Here is a 16541-nt window from a genome sequence, read left to right on the forward strand (position 1 = left end):
TTCGGAGACAACCCCCATGAATACGTCGAGGCCTACGCTCGCGGCGTCCACGACTTTCCCGAGCGCCGAAACATCGCAGTCGGCGCTCTACGCGAAGGTCGCGTGGCGCCTGGTACCGCTCTTGTTCCTCTGCTATGTGGCCGCCTATCTCGACCGTGTGAACGTCGGGTTCGCGAAACTGCAGATGCTCAAGGACCTGGGCTTCAGCGAAACCGTGTACGGTCTTGGCGCCGGCATCTTCTTCATCGGCTACTTCATTTTCGAGGTGCCGAGCAACATCATCCTGCACAAGGTCGGCGCGCGCATCTGGATCGCGCGGGTGATGATCACGTGGGCCATCATTTCCGGCCTCATGATGTTCGCGAAGACGCCCGCCATGTTCTACACGCTGCGCTTTCTGCTGGGTGTCGCGGAAGCGGGGCTCTTTCCCGGCGTGATCCTGTACCTGACTTACTGGTTTCCGGCCGAGCGGCGCGGCAAGATCATCGCGCTCTTCATGACCGGCATTCCCATTTCGGGTGTGATCGGCGGCCCGCTTTCCGGCTGGATCCTGCATTCGATGAGCGGCACGCACGGGCTGGCGGGCTGGCAGTGGCTCTTCGTGATCGAGGCGATTCCCTCGCTCGTGCTCGGCGTCGTGGTGATCCTCATGCTCGACAAGGGCATCGAGCAGGCCAAGTGGCTCAACGACGACGAGAAGCGAACGCTGATCGTCAACATCGCGGCCGATGCGAGCCGCGTGGAGTCCCACTCGTTCCGCGACGGCTTCACGAACCGCATGGTGTGGGTGCTGAGCGTGATCTACCTGTTCTTCATCATGGGGCTGTATGGCGTGGGCTTCTGGTTGCCGACGCTCATCAAGGGCTCGGGCGTGAAGGACCCGCTCACGATCGGACTGCTGACCACCTTGCCCTACGCGGCGGCGGCAATCTCGATGGTCGTTGTGGGCCGTAGCTCCGACGCACGTCGCGAGCGCCGCTGGCACGTCGCGCTGCCGGGCCTGATCGGCACGGCGGGCTGGATCGTCGCGGTGGCGGCGGGCAGCGGCAACGTCACGCTGGCGATGATCGGTCTCACCGTCGCGACGATGGGCGTGATGACGACGCTGTGCCAGTTCTGGTGCCTGCCCACTGCTGTTCTTGCGGGTGCGGCGGCGGCGACCGGCGTTGCGGTGGTCAACTCCGTCGGCAACCTCGCGGGCTTCGTGAGCCCCTACGTGATCGGCTGGATCATCGACAAGACGCATTCGACCGATCTGGGTGTGTATACGCTGGCGGCGTGTCTTTCGATTGGCGGATTGCTGGTGCTCGCGCTGCCCAAGCGGCTCGTGAATCACTAATCAGGCATACGGGGCCGCTGAAATTCACTGAACCGCCTTCGGTTCGCTATCACCCGCCACAGCGGCCCCCGCTTTCTCATCCCACTGCCACCCGCCACCCAGATTCTTGATCAACGCAACGCTGCTCTGCATCAACAGCGACTGCGTATCCTTCAAGCTCTGCTGAGCCTGTAGCAACGTGAGCTGCTGCGTGAGCAAGCTTTGCTCGCTGGCGGTTCCCGCGCCGAGCTGCGCCTGCGTGCTGGCGAACAAGGCCTGATTGCGCTGATAAATATTCGCGTAGGCCGCTTCCTGCTGCGCAAGATGATTCCACGACGAGAGGCTGTCCTCGACGTTCTGGAACGCACCCAGCACCGCCTGTCGATAGTTGGCCGCCGCTTCGTCGTAGGTCGCGCGCGCTTCGTGCACGGCTGCCGTGCGCGCGCCGCCGTCGAAGATCGTCGCGGCGATATCCGGTCCGAGCGTCCACACGCGGCTTGGCAGCGAGAACAGATGCGCGAAGGTGTTGTGCTCGAATCCGCCCTCGATGCTCAGGTCCAGTATCGGAAAGAACGCCGCTTCCGCCGCACCGATCTTCGCATTGGCCGCCGCCGCCGAGCGTTCGGCCTGCACGACATCGGGCCGCCGCTGCAGCAATTGCGACGGCAGCGCGAGCGGCACGGCCGGCGTGTTGAACGCATAGTCCGCTTGCGGCGGCAACGTGAAGCTCGCCGGCGCCACGCCGATCAGCATGGCGATCGCATGCTCGTCCTGTTCGCGCGAGGTTTCTGTGCTCTGCAATGCGGCCACGACGAGTTCGAGCGTATCTTGCGCGGTCAGCACGTCGTCGTTCGATGCGGTGCCTTGCGCATACGCCGTGCGCGTGATGTCGAGTAGCCGCGTGTCGATGGCTTGCTGCTGCTTGAGCGACGCGATGTCGAAGTCGGCCTGGCGCAGCGCGAAGTAGTCGTCGGCGAGGCTCGCGGTAATCGACAGGCGCTCGCCCGCGAGTTGGGCGTCCGAGGCTTGCGCGCTCGCCTTGCTCGATTCGATCTCGCGGCGAATCTGCCCCCAGAGGTCGGGCTCCCAACTCGCTGCTGCGCTCACGCTCACGCTGTTGTGCACGCCGGGCACGGTGCCCGTGGTCGAACTCACACCGCCTGTCGCGGCATTCGTGCCCGTGCCGCTTCTTGTGGCCGACATTCCCGCCGTGACGACAGGAAAGAGGCTAGCGACGCTGGCATCCACGGTGGCCTGCGCGAGCCGGTAGGCCGCTTCGGCCGCGACGATCGACTGATTGGCCTTGAGCGATTGCTCGATCAGCTGCGTGAGCTTGGGATCGTCGTAGACGGTCCACCAGCTGCTCGCGAGCGCCGCCTGCGGGTTGGCCTGCGCGCGCTGCCAGTCCACGCCTTCTTTGAACGTGGCGGGAATTTCCACCGCAGGCTTGCTGTAGTTGGGGCCGATTGCACAACCCGCGAGCGCGGCGAGCGCGAGCGCCGCCGCACAGCGCCGCAGCTGTGGCACGGCGAAAACGGATGACGTATTCATGGTCATGCTTCCTTCTTGCGGCGACGCAAGCGTTGATAGGCGCGGTCGAGCCACAGATAGATGACGGGTGTCGTGTAGAGCGTGAGCATCTGGCTGAACAGGAGCCCGCCGATGATCGAAATGCCGAGCGGCTTGCGAAATTCCGAGCCGTAGCCCGAACCGAACACGAGCGGCAACGCGCCGAGTATCGCGGCGCTCGTGGTCATCATGATCGGGCGAAAGCGAATCAGCGCCGCGCGCTTGATGGCTTCTTCGGCGGCGAGCTTGCGTTCGCGCTCTTCGGTAATCGCGAAGTCGATCATCATGATCGCGTTCTTCTTTACGATGCCGATCAGCAAAATCACGCCCACTAGCGCGATGATCGACAGTTGCGTGTGCGTGACGAGCAGCGCGATCAGCGCGCCCACGCCTGCGGAGGGCAGTGTCGAAAGAATCGTGAGTGGATGCATGAGGTTTTCGTAGAGCATGCCGAGCACGATGTACACGGAAAGCAGCGCCGCCACGATCAATAGGGGCTCGCTCGCCACCGCCTGCTGGAACACCTGTGCCGTGCCCGCAAAGTTGCCGGTGATGCTCGCGGGCATGCGCAGTTGCGCGACGGCGTCGTCGACCTCGCGTGTGGCTTCGCCGATCGAGGCACCGGGCGCGAGATTGAATGAAGCCGTGACGGCAGGGAAGGTGCCCTGATGATTGATCGAGATGGCGGTGCGGTCGATGGTGAAGTGCGCCACGGCCGCGAGCGGCACGAGGGCCTGGCCGTTCGAGAGCACCGCCGTCGAGGGCGTGTTCGTCGTGCTGCCGGGCCCGGCTACTGCGGCTGCCGAAGCGGCTGCAGCAGTAGCCGCCGCTTCGCTTGCCGAAGTCGCGACGCTCGCACCCGCTGGGCTGCCGTTGCCGCTCGATCCGTTCTGGCCCGAACTCGGCGCGCCCGCGGCCACGTAAATGCCCTTGAGCGCGGCGGGATTGGTCCAGTACTCGGGGGCGAGCTCCATGACGACGTGGTACTGATTGGCCGACCGGTAGATCGTCGAGACTTGCCGCTGCCCGAACGCGTCATAAAGCGCGTTGTCGATCGAACTGAAGTTCACGCCAAGGCGCGCCGCCGCATCGCGGTTCACGCCCACGGTGGCCTGCATGCTGTTGTCCTGCTGGTCCGTGTTGACGTCTTCGAGTATCGGCATCTTGTGCATCTGCGCGACCACCTTCGGCACCCACTTGTCGAGGTCGCCCTGGTCGTCGGCGGTCAGCGTGTACTGGTATTGCGCTGCGCTCTGGCGGCCGCCCACGGTGATGTCCTGCGCCGATTGCAGGTAGAGCCTCGCGCCCGGAATGTCGCCGAGCGTGCGGCGGATCTGCGCGATGACCTGGTCGGCGCTCACATGGCGCACGCCGAGCGGCTTGAGCGTAACGAACAGCAGCGCCGTGTTGATCGCGTTCGTGCCGCCTATGAAGCCGCCCACGGCCTGAACGTTAGGATTCGCAAGCACCTGCTTCGAGATGGCCTGAAACTTCTGCTGCATCAGCCGGTACGAAATGCTCTGCGACGCCTGGATCGAACCAATGAGCCGCCCCGTGTCCTCCTGCGGAAAGAAGCCCTTGGGCACGACCACGTAGAGCATCACGTTGAGCGCGAGTACGAGGATCGTGACGATGCCCATCAAGAGCGGATGGCGGATCACCCAGCCCAGCGTGCGGGCGTAGAAGCGGTGAAAGCGCGAATCGGGGTATTCCTCTTCGTTGTGGCCCGCGTGTTCCCCGCGCAGCGCCACGCTCGAAAGCATCGGCGTGACCGTGAGCGAGATCAGCATCGACATGATGATCGCCACGGAAAGCGACACGGAGAACTCGCGAAAGAGCCGCCCGACGATGCCGCCCATCAACAAGAGCGGGATGAACACGGCAACGAGCGAGACGCTGATCGTGAGCACCGTGAAGCCCACTTCGCGCGCGCCCTGCAACGCGGCCTGCACGGGCGGCTCGCCGCGTTCCAGATGCCGCATGATGTTTTCGACCACGACGATGGCGTCGTCCACCACGAAGCCGGTGGAGATCGTGAGCGCCATCAGCGAGAGGTTGTTCAGGCTGAAACCGAGGAAGTACATCACGCCGAAGGTGCCCAGCAGCGAGAGCGGCACGACGATGGCGGGCACGAGCGTCGTGCGCCAGCTGCGGAAGAACGCGAACGTCACCGCGGTCACGAGCAGGATGGAGATCATCAGCGTGACTTCGACGTCGAAGAGCGAGGCGCGGATCGTCGTCGTGCGGTCCATCAGGATATTCAGCTTGATGGTCGGCAGGATCGAGGCTTCGAGAAAGGGCAGCTCGGCCTTGACGTTGTCCACCGTGTCGATGACGTTCGCGCCCGGCTCCTTGTAGACGATCAGGAGTACGGCCGGTTTGCCGTCGGAGAGCCCGTAGTTCTCCAGGTTCTCCACGTCCTGGCGCACGTAGCCGAGATCGGAAATGTGCACCACGTCGTTGCCGACGCGCTTGACGATGATCGGCGCGTAGTCGGCGGGGTTGTACAGCATGTCGTTCGCGCCGATCGTATACGAGACGCCCGCGAGGGCGGCGGAACCCTTCGGCAAGTCCGCGTTCGCATTGGCGATCGCCGTGCGGATCTGTTCGAGGCTCACGCCATAGTGGCTCACGCGGTCGGGGTTCAGCTCGACGCGCACGGCGGGCAGTGCGCCGCCGCCCACGGTCACGTCGCCCACGCCCGGCGTTTGCAGCAGCTTTTGCTGCAGCACGGTCGAGGCGGCGTCGTAGAGCTGCCCGCGCGTGGCCGAGTCGGAGGTGAGGCTGATGATGAGAATCGGCGCGTCGGCGGGATTGACCTTGCGATAGGTCGGGTTGCCGTCGAGGTTCGCGGGCAGGTTGGTGCGCGCCGCGTTGATGGCCGCCTGCACGTCGCGCGCTGCACCGTCGATATTGCGATTCAGGTCGAACTGCATCGTGATGCGCGTGGCGCCGAGCGAGCTGACCGAGGTCATCTGCGTGATGCCCGCAATCTGGCCGAACTGGCGCTCGAGCGGCGTGGCCACCGAAGTCGCCACGGTGTTCGGATCGGCGCCCGGCAAGTGCGCGGTCACGTTGATGGTCGGAAAGTCGATCTCGGGCAGCGGCGCGACCGGCAGCAGCTTGAACGCGAGCATGCCGAAGAGCGCGATGCCCACGGCGATCAACGTGGTCGCGATGGGGCGGCGGATGAACGGTTCGGAGAGGTTCATTGCCGCTTACTCCGTCGCCGTATCCGATGCCGCACTGGATGCATTCCCTGCGCGCTTGCTGAAGAAGTCCTCCACGCGGTGCAGCGCGAGATACATCACCGGCGTCGAAAAGAGCGTGAGCAACTGGCTCACGATCAAGCCGCCGATGATCGCGATGCCGAGCGGATGCCGCAGCTCCGAGCCCATGCCGGTGCCGAACGCGAGCGGCACCGCGCCGAACAGGGACGCCATGGTGGTCATGAGAATCGGCCGGAAGCGCAGCTCGGCGGCGCGCTGGATCGCCTCGACGGCAGGGAGCCCTTCGTTGCGCTCGAGTTCCAGCGCGAAGTCGATCATCATGATCGCGTTCTTCATGACGATGCCGATCAGGAGCACGATGCCGATCAGCCCGATGATGTCGAACTGCGTGCCGGTGAGCACGAGCGCTGCGAGCGCGCCGAGCGCGGCGGAGGGCAGCGTGGAAAGAATCGTGACCGGATGGATGAAGCTCTCGTACAGAATGCCGAGCATCAAATACACGACGATGATCGCGGCCGCCACGAGAAACGCCTCGTTCGCAAGCGACGCCTGGAACGTGGCCGCCGAGCCTTCGAGCGAGGCCTGCACGGTCTGCGGCAGGCCGATGCGCTGCTCGACGTCCTTCAGATGCGCGAGCGCCGTGCCGAGCGTGTAGCCGGGCGCGAGATTGAACGACACGTCGGCGTAAGGGAACTGGCCCTGCCGGTTGATCGTCACGGGTGCGGGCACGAGCTTCATGGTCGCCATGGAGGCGAGCGGCGCCACACCGCCCGACGACGTGTCGACGTAAAGACCGTCGAGCACATGCGCGACTGAGTTCGAGGTCGCGTCCGCCGCGAGCACGACGTGATACTGGTTCAGTTGCGTGTAGATCGTCGAGACCTGGCGCTGACCGTAGGCGTCATATAGAACGTCGTCGATCGCTTGAGGCGTGATGCCGAGGCGCGAGGCGCTCGCACGGTCGAACGTGAGCTGGATCTGGTTGCCCTGTTGCATGGCCTGGCTTTGCACGTCGGCGAACGCGGGGTCCGCGCGCAGCGCGGCAATCAACTTGCCGGTCCAGAGGTCGAGCACGGCGGGGTCGGTCGCCTGCAGGCCCACGCGGTAGCTCGTGGTGGAGATCGTGTCGTCGAGCGTGAGGTCCTGCACCGGGTGCAGGAAGAGGCGCATGCCGGCGTCGCTGGCGGTGGAGTCCGAGAGGCGACGAATCACGGCAGTGCTGCTGTCGCGATCGCCCTTGTCCTTCAGGTTGATGAGAATGGTCCCCTGGTTGAGCGTGGGGCTCGTCTGGTTGATGCCGATGAACGACGAGAGGCTCGCGACCGCCGGGTCCTTGAGAATCTGCGCGACCAGTTGTTCCTGCTTCTGCACCATGTACGGAAACGAAATGCCCGGCGCGGCCTGCGAGATGCCTTCGATGAGGCCCGTATCTTGCTCGGGAAAAAAGCCTTTGGGCATCAGGAACAGGATTGCGAAGGTCAGCGCCGCCGTTGCCGCCACGGAAAGCAGCGTGAGCCCGCGATGCGCCAGCACCCAACCCAGCGCCTTCACGTAACGCGCGTTGATCTTGTCGAAGAAGTCGGCGCGCTGCGTTTGTTCGTGCTCCGCGTCGTGCGCCTTGAACATGCGCGAGCACATCATCGGCGTGAGCGTGAGCGAAACGAACGCCGAGATCACGATGGCAATGGCGAGCGTGAGCGCGAACTCGCGAAAGAGCCGCCCGACCACGTCGCCCATGAAGAGCAGCGGAATCATTACCGCGATCAACGATACGGAGAGCGAAACGATCGTGAAACCGATCTGTTTCGCGCCCTTGAGTGCCGCTTCGCGCGGCAGCTCGCCCATTTCCAGGTAACGTGTGATGTTCTCGATCATCACGATCGCGTCGTCCACCACGAAGCCGGTCGCCACGGTGAGCGACATCAGCGTGAGGTTGTTCAGCGAGAAGCCGAGACCGTAGGCCACCGCAAGCGTGCCGATGAGCGAGAGCGGCACCGTGACCGCCGGAATGACTGTAGCCGCGAGCTTGCGCAGGAAGATGAAGATCACCATCACCACGAGCGCCACGGCCACGCCGAGTTCGTATTCGACGTCGCGCACCGAGGCGCGGATCGTTTGCGTGCGGTCGGTAAGCACGGCCACCTTGAGCGTGCCCGGCAGGCTCGCGCGCAGCTGGGGCAAGACCTTCTGCACGCGGTCCACCACGTCGATCACGTTTGCGCCCGGCTGGCGCTGGATGTTGAGCACGATCGAGGGCTTGTCGTTGGTCCACGCGGCCTGGCGCACGTCTTCCGCACCGTTCACGGGATGCGCCACCTGCGAGAGGCGGATGGGCGCGCCGTTCTTGTAGGCGATTACGAGGTCCGTATAAGCATCGGCGCTCTGCAACTGATCGTTCGCGCCGATCGAGTACGACTGGTAACGGCCGTCCAGATTGCCCTTCGCCTGATTCACGTTGGCGTCGGCGAGCGCGGTGCGCACGTCGTCGAGCGACATGCCGAGTGAATTGAGCGCGCCTGTGTTCGTCTCCACGCGCACCGCGGGGCGCTGCCCGCCGCTGATCGTCACGAGCCCCACGCCCGAGATCTGCGAGATCTTTTGTGCGAGGCGCGTGTCGGCGAGGTCTTCGATCTTCGTGAGCGGCAGCGTATCGCTCGTGAGCGAGAGCGTGAGCACCGGCGCATCGGCCGGGTTCACCTTGCTGTACACCGGCGGGTAGGGCAGGTTGGCGGGCAGGTAGCTCGCCGAGGCGTTGATGGCAGCCTGCACCTCCTGCTCGGCGACGTCGAGCGAGAGCGAAAGATCGAATTCGAGCGTGATGACGGAAACGCCGTTCGAACTCGTGGAGTTCATCGACTTGAGGCCCGCCATTTCGCCGAGCTGCACTTCGAGCGGGGCAGTGATGGAGGAACTCACCACGTCGGGCGCGGCGCCGGGGTACTGCGTGTAGACCTGAATGGTCGGGTAGTCGACTTCGGGCAGCGCGGAAACGGGCAGCAGGTGGTAGCCGAGCAGGCCGGCGAGCAGCACCGCCACCATGAGGAGCGAAGTGGCGATCGGTCGCTCGATGAACGGGCGCGAGATATTCATGGGCGCGCCCTGTCAATGCATGGTTGACGAGGCGGCCGAAGCCGACGACGCGGGCGATGCAGCTGAAACCACGCGCACCAGCGTGCCGTTGTCGAGCTTGTCCGCGCCGTCGGTGACGACGCGCTCGCCGGGCTTCACGCCGCCGCCAAGAATCGCAGTGTCGTCGCCGGTCACGGGGCCCGCCTTCACGTTGCGCAGCACGGCCTTGTTGCCCGCGCCCACCACGAACACGAAGTCGCCGTTCGTGCCGTGCTGGATCGCCGCCGTGGGGATCACGGGGTTCTGGTCGAGCGTGTCGGCCTGCATGCGTGCGTTCACGAACTGGTTCGGAAAGAGCGCGTCGCCCGCATGGTCGAACTGCGCGCGCACCTTGACCGTGCCCGTGGTCGTGTCGACCTGGTTGTCGAGCGCGAGCAGCGCGCCGGTAGCGAGCAGCTTGCGTTTGTCGCGATCCCAGGCGAACACCTTCACGGGGCCGCGCGCCATCGCGGCGTGAATCTGGCCGAGGTAGTCCTCAGGCACCGCGAAAATCACCGTGGCGGGGTCGAGCTGCGTGATGACGGCCATGCCGGTGGTGCTCGTGGTCGTCACGTAGTTGCCCGGATCGACGAGGCGCAGGCCGATCACGCCATCCACGGGCGAGGTGATCGTGCAGTAGTCCACCTGGACCTGGAGGTTCTTCACATTGCCGGTGTCGGCCGTGACTGTGCCTTCGTCCTGCTTGACCGTGGCCGCCTGCGTATCGAGCGTTTGCTGCGTGATCGAGCCGACCTTGATGAGCGTCTGGTAGCGCTGCAGGTTCAGACGGTCGTTGGCGAGCGTCGCCTGGTCGTGCACGAGCGTGCCCTGGGCCTGCTGAAGCTGCGCTTCGAGCTGGCGCGAGTCGATGTGCGCGATCACCTGGCCTTTCTTGACGTGCTGGCCTTCCTGGAAATTGACCGAATCGAGAATGCCGTTGACCTGGGTGATCAGCGTGACCGTGCGGATGGCCGTGACGGTGCCGAGCGCATCGATATAAACCGGCACGTCGGCCAGCTTCACGGCAACGGCCGAAACAGGAATGCCGCGCGGCGCGGCCGCGGTGGTGGCGGCGGGACGCCGGCCATAAAAGAACCACGCTGCGAAAGCGATGAGCAGCACCGCGACGGCCAGCGCTGCCCAGCTGATGTGTTTTCTTTTCATAACGCCTCGTTCAGGAACCCTTGAGCGCGCTGCCATCGCCGGGCGGGTTTGAATCGGCCGATCTGAACCACACGGTGAGGCGTAAAACGCGCGTAGTGCTCTGCAAGGGCTATGCCAACGAGGGTCAGACGATGCGCTATGGGTTTGCAGCGGTTCCGCTTGCGCCGCCAAGCCGAGGTTGTCGTGAAAGCCAACAGGCGGTGTCGTGAATCAGGACAAAAAGGGGCGCTAAGTTATCGGCGTGGCCGGCGCGTGGGCCGGCGCTGGCCTGGCATGGCTTTCGCATCGCATAATGCCCCGTCCCTCATCACGACCCGAAACCGGAAACTGGACCGATATGCTCCGATCCCTGCGCGGCCGGCTGATCCTGCTGCTCGTTCTGCTAGTGGGCGCGGCGCTGTCCACCGGCATCCTGATGATTGGGCTCTTTCACCAGTCGGCGGCCGCGCAACTCGGCCAGGCCGCCGCCGAGAACAGCCGCGCCTGCGATGCGATTGCGGCCTCCTACCGCGCTTTCAGTGCGGCTCACCCGGAAAAGGTCGCGGCGCTCGACGGCAAAGCAGGCGACGCGTTGCGCGAGCACCTGAACGACCTCGTGGCCGTGTCGCTGCGCACGCGGCCCGGCGTGCAGGGCGGCGTCTGGAGCCGCGACGCGGGCTCGCTCGCCTATGCCTATCCGACTTACGTGGGCGCGGTGCAGCGCACGGACCCGCCTGCCGGCGAGCTGCCGCGCATCCGCACGCTCAACGAGGCGGCGCTTGCGGGCGACCACGCGACGAGTATGCGCATCAGCGGCCAGACGCAAACGCTGCTGCTGTCGGCTTGCCCGCTGCCGGGGCCGGTTCCGCACCTCACTGCCTGGACCATGAGCTGGACGCTCACGTTCGCGGGCCGCAGCTATCACCAGCTGATGGCGGGCCTCGGCGTGCTGCTCGTGACGGTGCTCGCGGCGGCTGCGCTGCTCACGCATCTGACGGTCACGTGGTCGCGCCATGTCTCGCAGATCGAAAGCGCGCTCAATGCCTACGACGTTGCCGAACTGCCCGTGTTGCCCGCCACGCGCGAGCGCGAGCTCGACCGCATCGTGCTCGCGCTGAACGAGGCGGCGCGCAGGCTTGCCGCAGCACGCCAGCGCGCCGATACGCTCGCGCGCCAGATGGCGAGCGCCGAGCGCATGGCCGCGATCGGCCGCGTGGCGGCGGGCGTGGCGCACGAGATCCGCAATCCCATTGCGGCCATGCGGCTGAAGGCGGAGAGCGCCGTGGCGGCGGGCCCCGAGCGTCAGCCCCAGGCGCTGCAGGTGATCCTCGGGCAGATCGAGCGCCTCGACGCGCTGGTGCGCCGCCTGCTGAGCATTACCGAGCACGACGAGCCCAAGCGCGAGCAGGTCGCGGTCGGCCCGTTCCTTGACGCCCGCCTCGCCCAGCACGTGGAGGTGGCGTCGGCGAAGCAGGTTACGATGACACGCACGGGCGACTTGCAAGAGGCCCGCTTCGATCCCGACCAGATGCAGCGCGCGCTCGACAACCTGATCCTCAACGCGATTCATGCGGCGCCGCCCGGCAGCCGCATCGAAGTGAGCGCGCGTCATGCGCCGGAAGGCGCGGTGTTCGCCGTGCGCGACGAGGGCGCCGGGCCGCCCGCCGCGATCCTCGATCACCTGTTCGAGCCGTTCGTGACCGGCCGCCCGGACGGCACGGGCCTCGGCCTCTCGATCGTGCGCGAAGTGGCGGAGGCGCACGGCGGCGTGGCGCGCTTCACCCGTAGCGCTCGCGGAACGTCTTTTGAAATGGTGCTGCCATGGCCCACATCCTGATCGTCGACGACGACGAGACCATGCGCGACGCGCTCGCCGAAGTCGTGCGCGACCTCGGCCACAGCGTCTGCCTCGCCGCGAACGGCACGCTGGCGCTCGAGATGGTCGAGCGCGAGAGCGTGAGCGCGATGTTCCTCGACCTGCGCATGCCCGGCATCGATGGGCTCGAAGTGCTGCGCCGCCTTCGCGAGCGGCCTGCGGCGCCCGCTGTCGCCGTGCTGACCGCGCACGCCACGGCGTCCAACACGATCGAGGCGATGCGGCTCGGCGCCTTCGATCACCTCACCAAGCCGATTGGACGCGACGATCTCGCGCAAGTGCTGGAGCGCATGCTGGCGAGCATCGTCGAGCCTCAGCCGCCTGCCGCCAGCGTGGAGCCCGAGACGCTGATCGGCTCGAGCGAGGCGATGCGCACGGTGCAGAAGACCATCGGCGTGCTGGCCGACAGCGATGCCACCGTGCTCATTACCGGCGAGACGGGCACGGGCAAGGAAGTGGTGGCGCGCGCGATCCATGAGCACGGGTTGCACAATCGCGGGCCGTTCGTGGCCGTGAACTGCGCGGCGATTCCGCCCGATCTGCTGGAGAGCGAACTGTTCGGCCACGTGCGCGGCGCATTCACCGGCGCGAGCGCGGACCGCGACGGCGCGTTTCGCCAGGCCGAGCACGGCACGCTCTTTCTCGACGAAATCGGCGACATGGGCATGGCGATGCAGGCGAAGATTCTGCGTGCGCTGCAAGAGCGCGTGGTGACGCCGGTGGGTGGCCGCGCCGTGCCCGTGCAGGTGCGCGTGATTGCTGCCACGCACCGCGACCTCATGCGCGGCGTGCGCGAGGGCAGCTTTCGCGAGGACCTTTACTACCGGCTCCATGTCGTGCCGATCCACCTGCCGCCGCTCTCGGCGCGCATTTCCGACATCGTGCCGCTCGCCGAGCATTTTCTCGCCCGCGCGGGCACGCGCAAGCGCCTTTCCGCCGACGCCGCGGCGCATTTGATCCGTTATGGCTGGCCCGGCAACGTGCGCGAGTTGAAGAACGCCATGGAGCGCGTTGCGGTGATGGTGCGCGGCGAGTATGTGCACGCCACCGACCTCGCATTTCTCGAAGGCGAGCGCTCGGGCGTCGACCCTGTAATCGACTGGCCCGACGAAGACCTGCCTTCCGCGCTCGCGCGTCTGGAGGAAATGCTGATACGGCGCGCGCTCCGGCACAGCAACAACAACCGGACCGACGCGGCGCGCCGGCTGAACGTGAATCGCCAGTTGCTCTATGTGAAGCTCAAGCGCTACGGCATCGAGGTGGCCGATGAAAAGAACATCGAAGGCGGCGAAGGCGAGTAGGGGGATGCCACACGAAACCGCGCATAGCGGGCACTGTTCGCGTGAAAGTTATCTGGATTCCGAAATAGTCGCCGAGGCCGAATAGCCGAGTTGCGTCGCCGCCTTTTCGGCGAGCGCGAGGAGTGCGTTGTCCGTCGTCGGCGTAGGCGGCACGACGTAGAGATCGGCGATATCGGTCACCGGGTCGCTGAACGGCGTTGGCGCACTGCGCTGGGCGTGCAGAAAATCGCGGATCGGTGAAGGGTCCGTGAGACCCAGAAAGCGGCTGATGCTTGCAATCGTTGTGTCCGCATCTTCGATGAGATTGCGATAGCCGATCGTCAATGTCTGCTCCTTCGGGATTTCGGCGAAGAAGTCGATGATCTCGGTCACATACTGACCCCATACGCGCACGCCGTCGTTGACGGACCCGATCCAGTGCTTGCGCACCAGTGAATTGGCGACCCAGCCAGGATCGCGATGAAGATGGATGAAGCGGGCGTTGGGCAGCAGCTCGTGGATGAGCCTCAGGCACGACCCGGAGCGCGGCAAGCGCTCGATTGCGCCGATGCGCCCGGAAAGAATCGTCGGATCGGCGTAAGGGGGATGCTTGTCGCCCCAGATCGGCGCCGACATGTCGAGGTCTTCGCGATAGAAGCGCTCGACCCAGGCGCCAAGCGTGCGGCGGCTATAAGCGTTGAAGCGGTCACGGCAAGCCGCGCCCAGCAGATCGGGGCGCTGGCTGTCTACATCCAGCATTTCCTTGACCAGCGCGAAAATACGGCATTCGTTGGTGAGCTGGATGTGCGGATGCGCATTGAGAACCGAGCAGAGAAACGTCGTTCCCGAGCGGGGTGCGCCGACAATGAATAGCGGAAAAGAATGCATTCTGCCCTCTCCCCTGTTGCGTCCTGCGCCATGGCTTCGTTTGCACCGATCTTACCTGCCGACGCTGGCGCGAAACTGACGCCGCGATGGCCAAGGTGACAAAGCGCTGGCGGCCGGGCTACCGGGCAGCGAGAAATCTAGCGCAGATTCGCCTGGAAAAACGCGAGCACGCTTGCATCGAACTGCTTATGAAAGGCGACCCGGTCGAAGCCATGCTCATCCACGCAGATCTCCGGCACGTTCTTTTTCATCGCGGCTGGGCAGGGCGCAAGAAAGGCGAAATGCGCCGAGTCGGGCACGAAGTGGTAGTCGGGTTTGCGAGGCAGCGTGTGGGCAAGCGCAGGCGCGTTGTGAGGCAATACGCCGTCGCCGCCATACTGCGAGGCCCACACCTGCATAGGCGCTGACACGTTCTTCAGGTCGCTCGCGGCGGGGAATTCATTGAGCGGATCGGCGAGTACGAATGCCTTGATGCGTGCGTCGGCTGGCAACGGTTGCGGGGGCACCTCGCCACGCGCGATCTCGTCGCAGATCGGCGGCCTCGGGTCCGGGCACGGCACATCGGCGTGCTTGAAGTCCGGCACACCGCCCGCTAGCACCAGACCCGTATAGCCGCCGCGCGAAAAACCAAAGAAACCGATGCGTTGCGGGTCGATCTTCGCTGCGTCGGGCGCGGCGCCCAGCATGTAGTCGATCAGACGTTTGATATCGGTCGGCCGCTCGACGAACACGGAAAGATCGCCTGATCGGCTCGGATCGGCGAACGAATCGCCGGGATGGTTGATTGCGGCCACAACGAAGCCCGCATCGGCGAGCACTTCGGCAAGGTCATGATGGCCCAGAAACGAGCCCGTGTGACCGTGCGAAATGACTATGAGCGGAAGTTTGTCGCCAGCGGTCGGACAGTCACGCCGCCCGCGCAGGACGTATGGACCGAACGGCACGTCTTCGGCGGGCTCGGCGCATGGCGTCCACACCATGGCCCTCAACGCCGGGCCGTTGGCGTCGGCGGGAATGTCGAGGCGCCTGAAGCCCGCCGCGTGTGCGACCGCGGTGAACAGGCACAGGAGCAAGGTCAATATCGAGGCTGCGGCATGCGGAAGTTTTTTGCGGGTCGTTGTCATGGCGCTTCCGGAGGGAGTGAACTCAATGCGCGGGCGTTCGGACTTTGCCGTCCACCAGCAAGGTGCGTTTGTCTCGCCTGACGTCGTATTCGACCGATTGCTCGCGCGTCACGGCGCCGTACGACAGGTCGTTCACGTAGACCTGGCCGTCCCTCAGTTCGACTGAATCGCCCTGTACCTGCGCGGACGCGTGTTGGCCCTGCAGCACGGCGCCGACGCAATCTCGCGTGGTGAAGGTATGGACCGAAGAATTGGGTTTCGGCGGCTTCCCGTTCTGGTCGGGAAGAAAAAACTGCGGATACGAAGAGCCGGAATGCGCGGCACTTTCCACACTGCAAGGTGACGCATCCTCGCTTCCTGCTGCGTGCGCGATTGGGCAACTGATCGCGCAGCCGAAAAGCACGGCAATGGCCGGTGCAAATACGCTTTTCATGACAGTTGCGCCTCGATCGCGGCCTTGTCGATGACGGACCAGACCTGCGCGATTTTCCCGTCGCGCCAGGCGTAGAAGACATTCTCCGAGAACGCGATTCGCCGGCCGTCGATAGACAGGCCGAGAAAGGCCTGGCGGGGCGTGCAATCAAATCGTAAGCGGCTGGCAATGAGCGGCGGTTCGGCGGCCAGCAGTTCGATTTCGAAGCGCAAGTCGGGAATGTCACGAACGTCCTGTTCCAGCATGGCGCGATAACCCGCGAGACCAATCGGACGGCCGTTGTGGATCGCGTCCTGAGCGACGAATTCCCCGAGGGAAGCCCAATCGCGCCGGTTCAGGCAGTCGATGTAGCGCCGGTAAAGGGTACTCAGATCGTGTGCGTCCAATACGGTCTCCTTATCGGATGACGATGCACACGCGATGGTAGACGAAAGCGGCAGGAGGGGGCCGCGAACGCGCCGTATGGGCATGCGAAGTGCGCGCACGGAGGCTACCGGAGTACGCACGTGAAAGCTGCTTGCACGGGCTGTGGGGGCATCTTTGGGTCGATGTCGCGTTTGCAGCGGTGTGCG

Annotated in this window: 11 protein-coding genes; 3 read left to right on the forward strand and 8 right to left on the reverse strand. The window is 65.1% G+C overall.

Annotated elements, in window-relative coordinates:
* Positions 1–16: 16 nt before the first annotated feature.
* Complete coding sequence (locus E1N52_RS12775; protein ID WP_133183148.1) at positions 17–1339, forward strand: MFS transporter; 1323 nt, start codon at positions 17–19, stop codon at positions 1337–1339.
* Between the two features lie 24 nt (positions 1340–1363).
* Here the strand turns inward: E1N52_RS12775 and E1N52_RS12780 are convergent, their stop codons facing one another.
* Genes E1N52_RS12780 through E1N52_RS12795 form a run of 4 tightly spaced genes read right to left on the reverse strand, consistent with a single transcriptional unit; the run spans position 1364 to position 10389 of the window.
* The gene (locus E1N52_RS12780; RefSeq protein WP_205965606.1) at positions 1364–2869 is read right to left on the reverse strand and encodes an efflux transporter outer membrane subunit; all 1506 of its coding nucleotides are present in this window, start codon (positions 2867–2869) and stop codon (positions 1364–1366) included.
* A gap of 2 nt (positions 2870–2871) precedes the next feature.
* Positions 2872–6099: an efflux RND transporter permease subunit gene (locus E1N52_RS12785; RefSeq protein WP_133183150.1), complete on the reverse strand. Its 3228-nt coding sequence runs from the start codon at positions 6097–6099 to the stop codon at positions 2872–2874.
* A 6-nt stretch (positions 6100–6105) separates the two neighbouring features.
* The gene (locus E1N52_RS12790; protein WP_133183151.1) at positions 6106–9207 is read right to left on the reverse strand and encodes an efflux RND transporter permease subunit; all 3102 of its coding nucleotides are present in this window, start codon (positions 9205–9207) and stop codon (positions 6106–6108) included.
* 12 nt (positions 9208–9219) lie between these two features.
* Positions 9220–10389 (reverse strand): efflux RND transporter periplasmic adaptor subunit, encoded by a 1170-nt coding sequence (locus E1N52_RS12795; RefSeq protein WP_133183152.1) that lies wholly within the window; start codon positions 10387–10389, stop codon positions 9220–9222.
* A 337-nt stretch (positions 10390–10726) separates the two neighbouring features.
* Here E1N52_RS12795 and E1N52_RS12800 point away from each other — a divergent pair, with 337 nt between their 5' ends.
* Both E1N52_RS12800 and E1N52_RS12805 read left to right on the forward strand, forming a co-directional pair.
* The gene (locus E1N52_RS12800; protein WP_133183153.1) at positions 10727–12205 is read left to right on the forward strand and encodes a sensor histidine kinase; all 1479 of its coding nucleotides are present in this window, start codon (positions 10727–10729) and stop codon (positions 12203–12205) included.
* A complete protein-coding gene (locus tag E1N52_RS12805; RefSeq protein ID WP_133183154.1) occupies positions 12190–13545 on the forward strand; it encodes a sigma-54-dependent transcriptional regulator in 1356 nt (451 codons plus the stop codon). The genes E1N52_RS12800 and E1N52_RS12805 overlap by 16 nt, the downstream gene beginning before the upstream one ends.
* 48 nt (positions 13546–13593) lie before the next feature.
* On the opposite strand, the gene E1N52_RS12810 is transcribed toward E1N52_RS12805, so the two are convergent.
* The 4 genes from E1N52_RS12810 to E1N52_RS12825 all read right to left on the reverse strand — a co-directional run bounded on the left by E1N52_RS12810 (position 13594) and on the right by E1N52_RS12825 (position 16355).
* Positions 13594–14412 carry a sulfotransferase family protein gene (locus E1N52_RS12810; RefSeq protein ID WP_133183155.1) on the reverse strand — a complete coding sequence of 273 codons (819 nt, stop codon included), beginning with the start codon at positions 14410–14412 and terminating at the stop codon, positions 13594–13596.
* A gap of 137 nt (positions 14413–14549) precedes the next feature.
* On the reverse strand, positions 14550–15536 hold the full coding sequence (locus E1N52_RS12815) for an alpha/beta hydrolase family protein (RefSeq protein WP_133183156.1): 987 nt from the start codon (positions 15534–15536) through the stop codon (positions 14550–14552).
* 22 nt (positions 15537–15558) lie between these two features.
* Complete coding sequence (locus E1N52_RS12820) at positions 15559–15969, reverse strand: sugar ABC transporter ATPase (protein WP_133183157.1); 411 nt, start codon at positions 15967–15969, stop codon at positions 15559–15561.
* Positions 15966–16355 (reverse strand): ester cyclase, encoded by a 390-nt coding sequence (locus E1N52_RS12825; protein WP_133183158.1) that lies wholly within the window; start codon positions 16353–16355, stop codon positions 15966–15968. Before E1N52_RS12825 ends, E1N52_RS12820 begins: the two co-directional genes overlap by 4 nt.
* Positions 16356–16541 lie beyond the last annotated feature (186 nt).

This window comes from Paraburkholderia guartelaensis (genome assembly GCF_004353905.1).
In the GTDB taxonomy this organism is placed as follows: Bacteria; Pseudomonadota; Gammaproteobacteria; order Burkholderiales; family Burkholderiaceae; genus Paraburkholderia; species Paraburkholderia guartelaensis.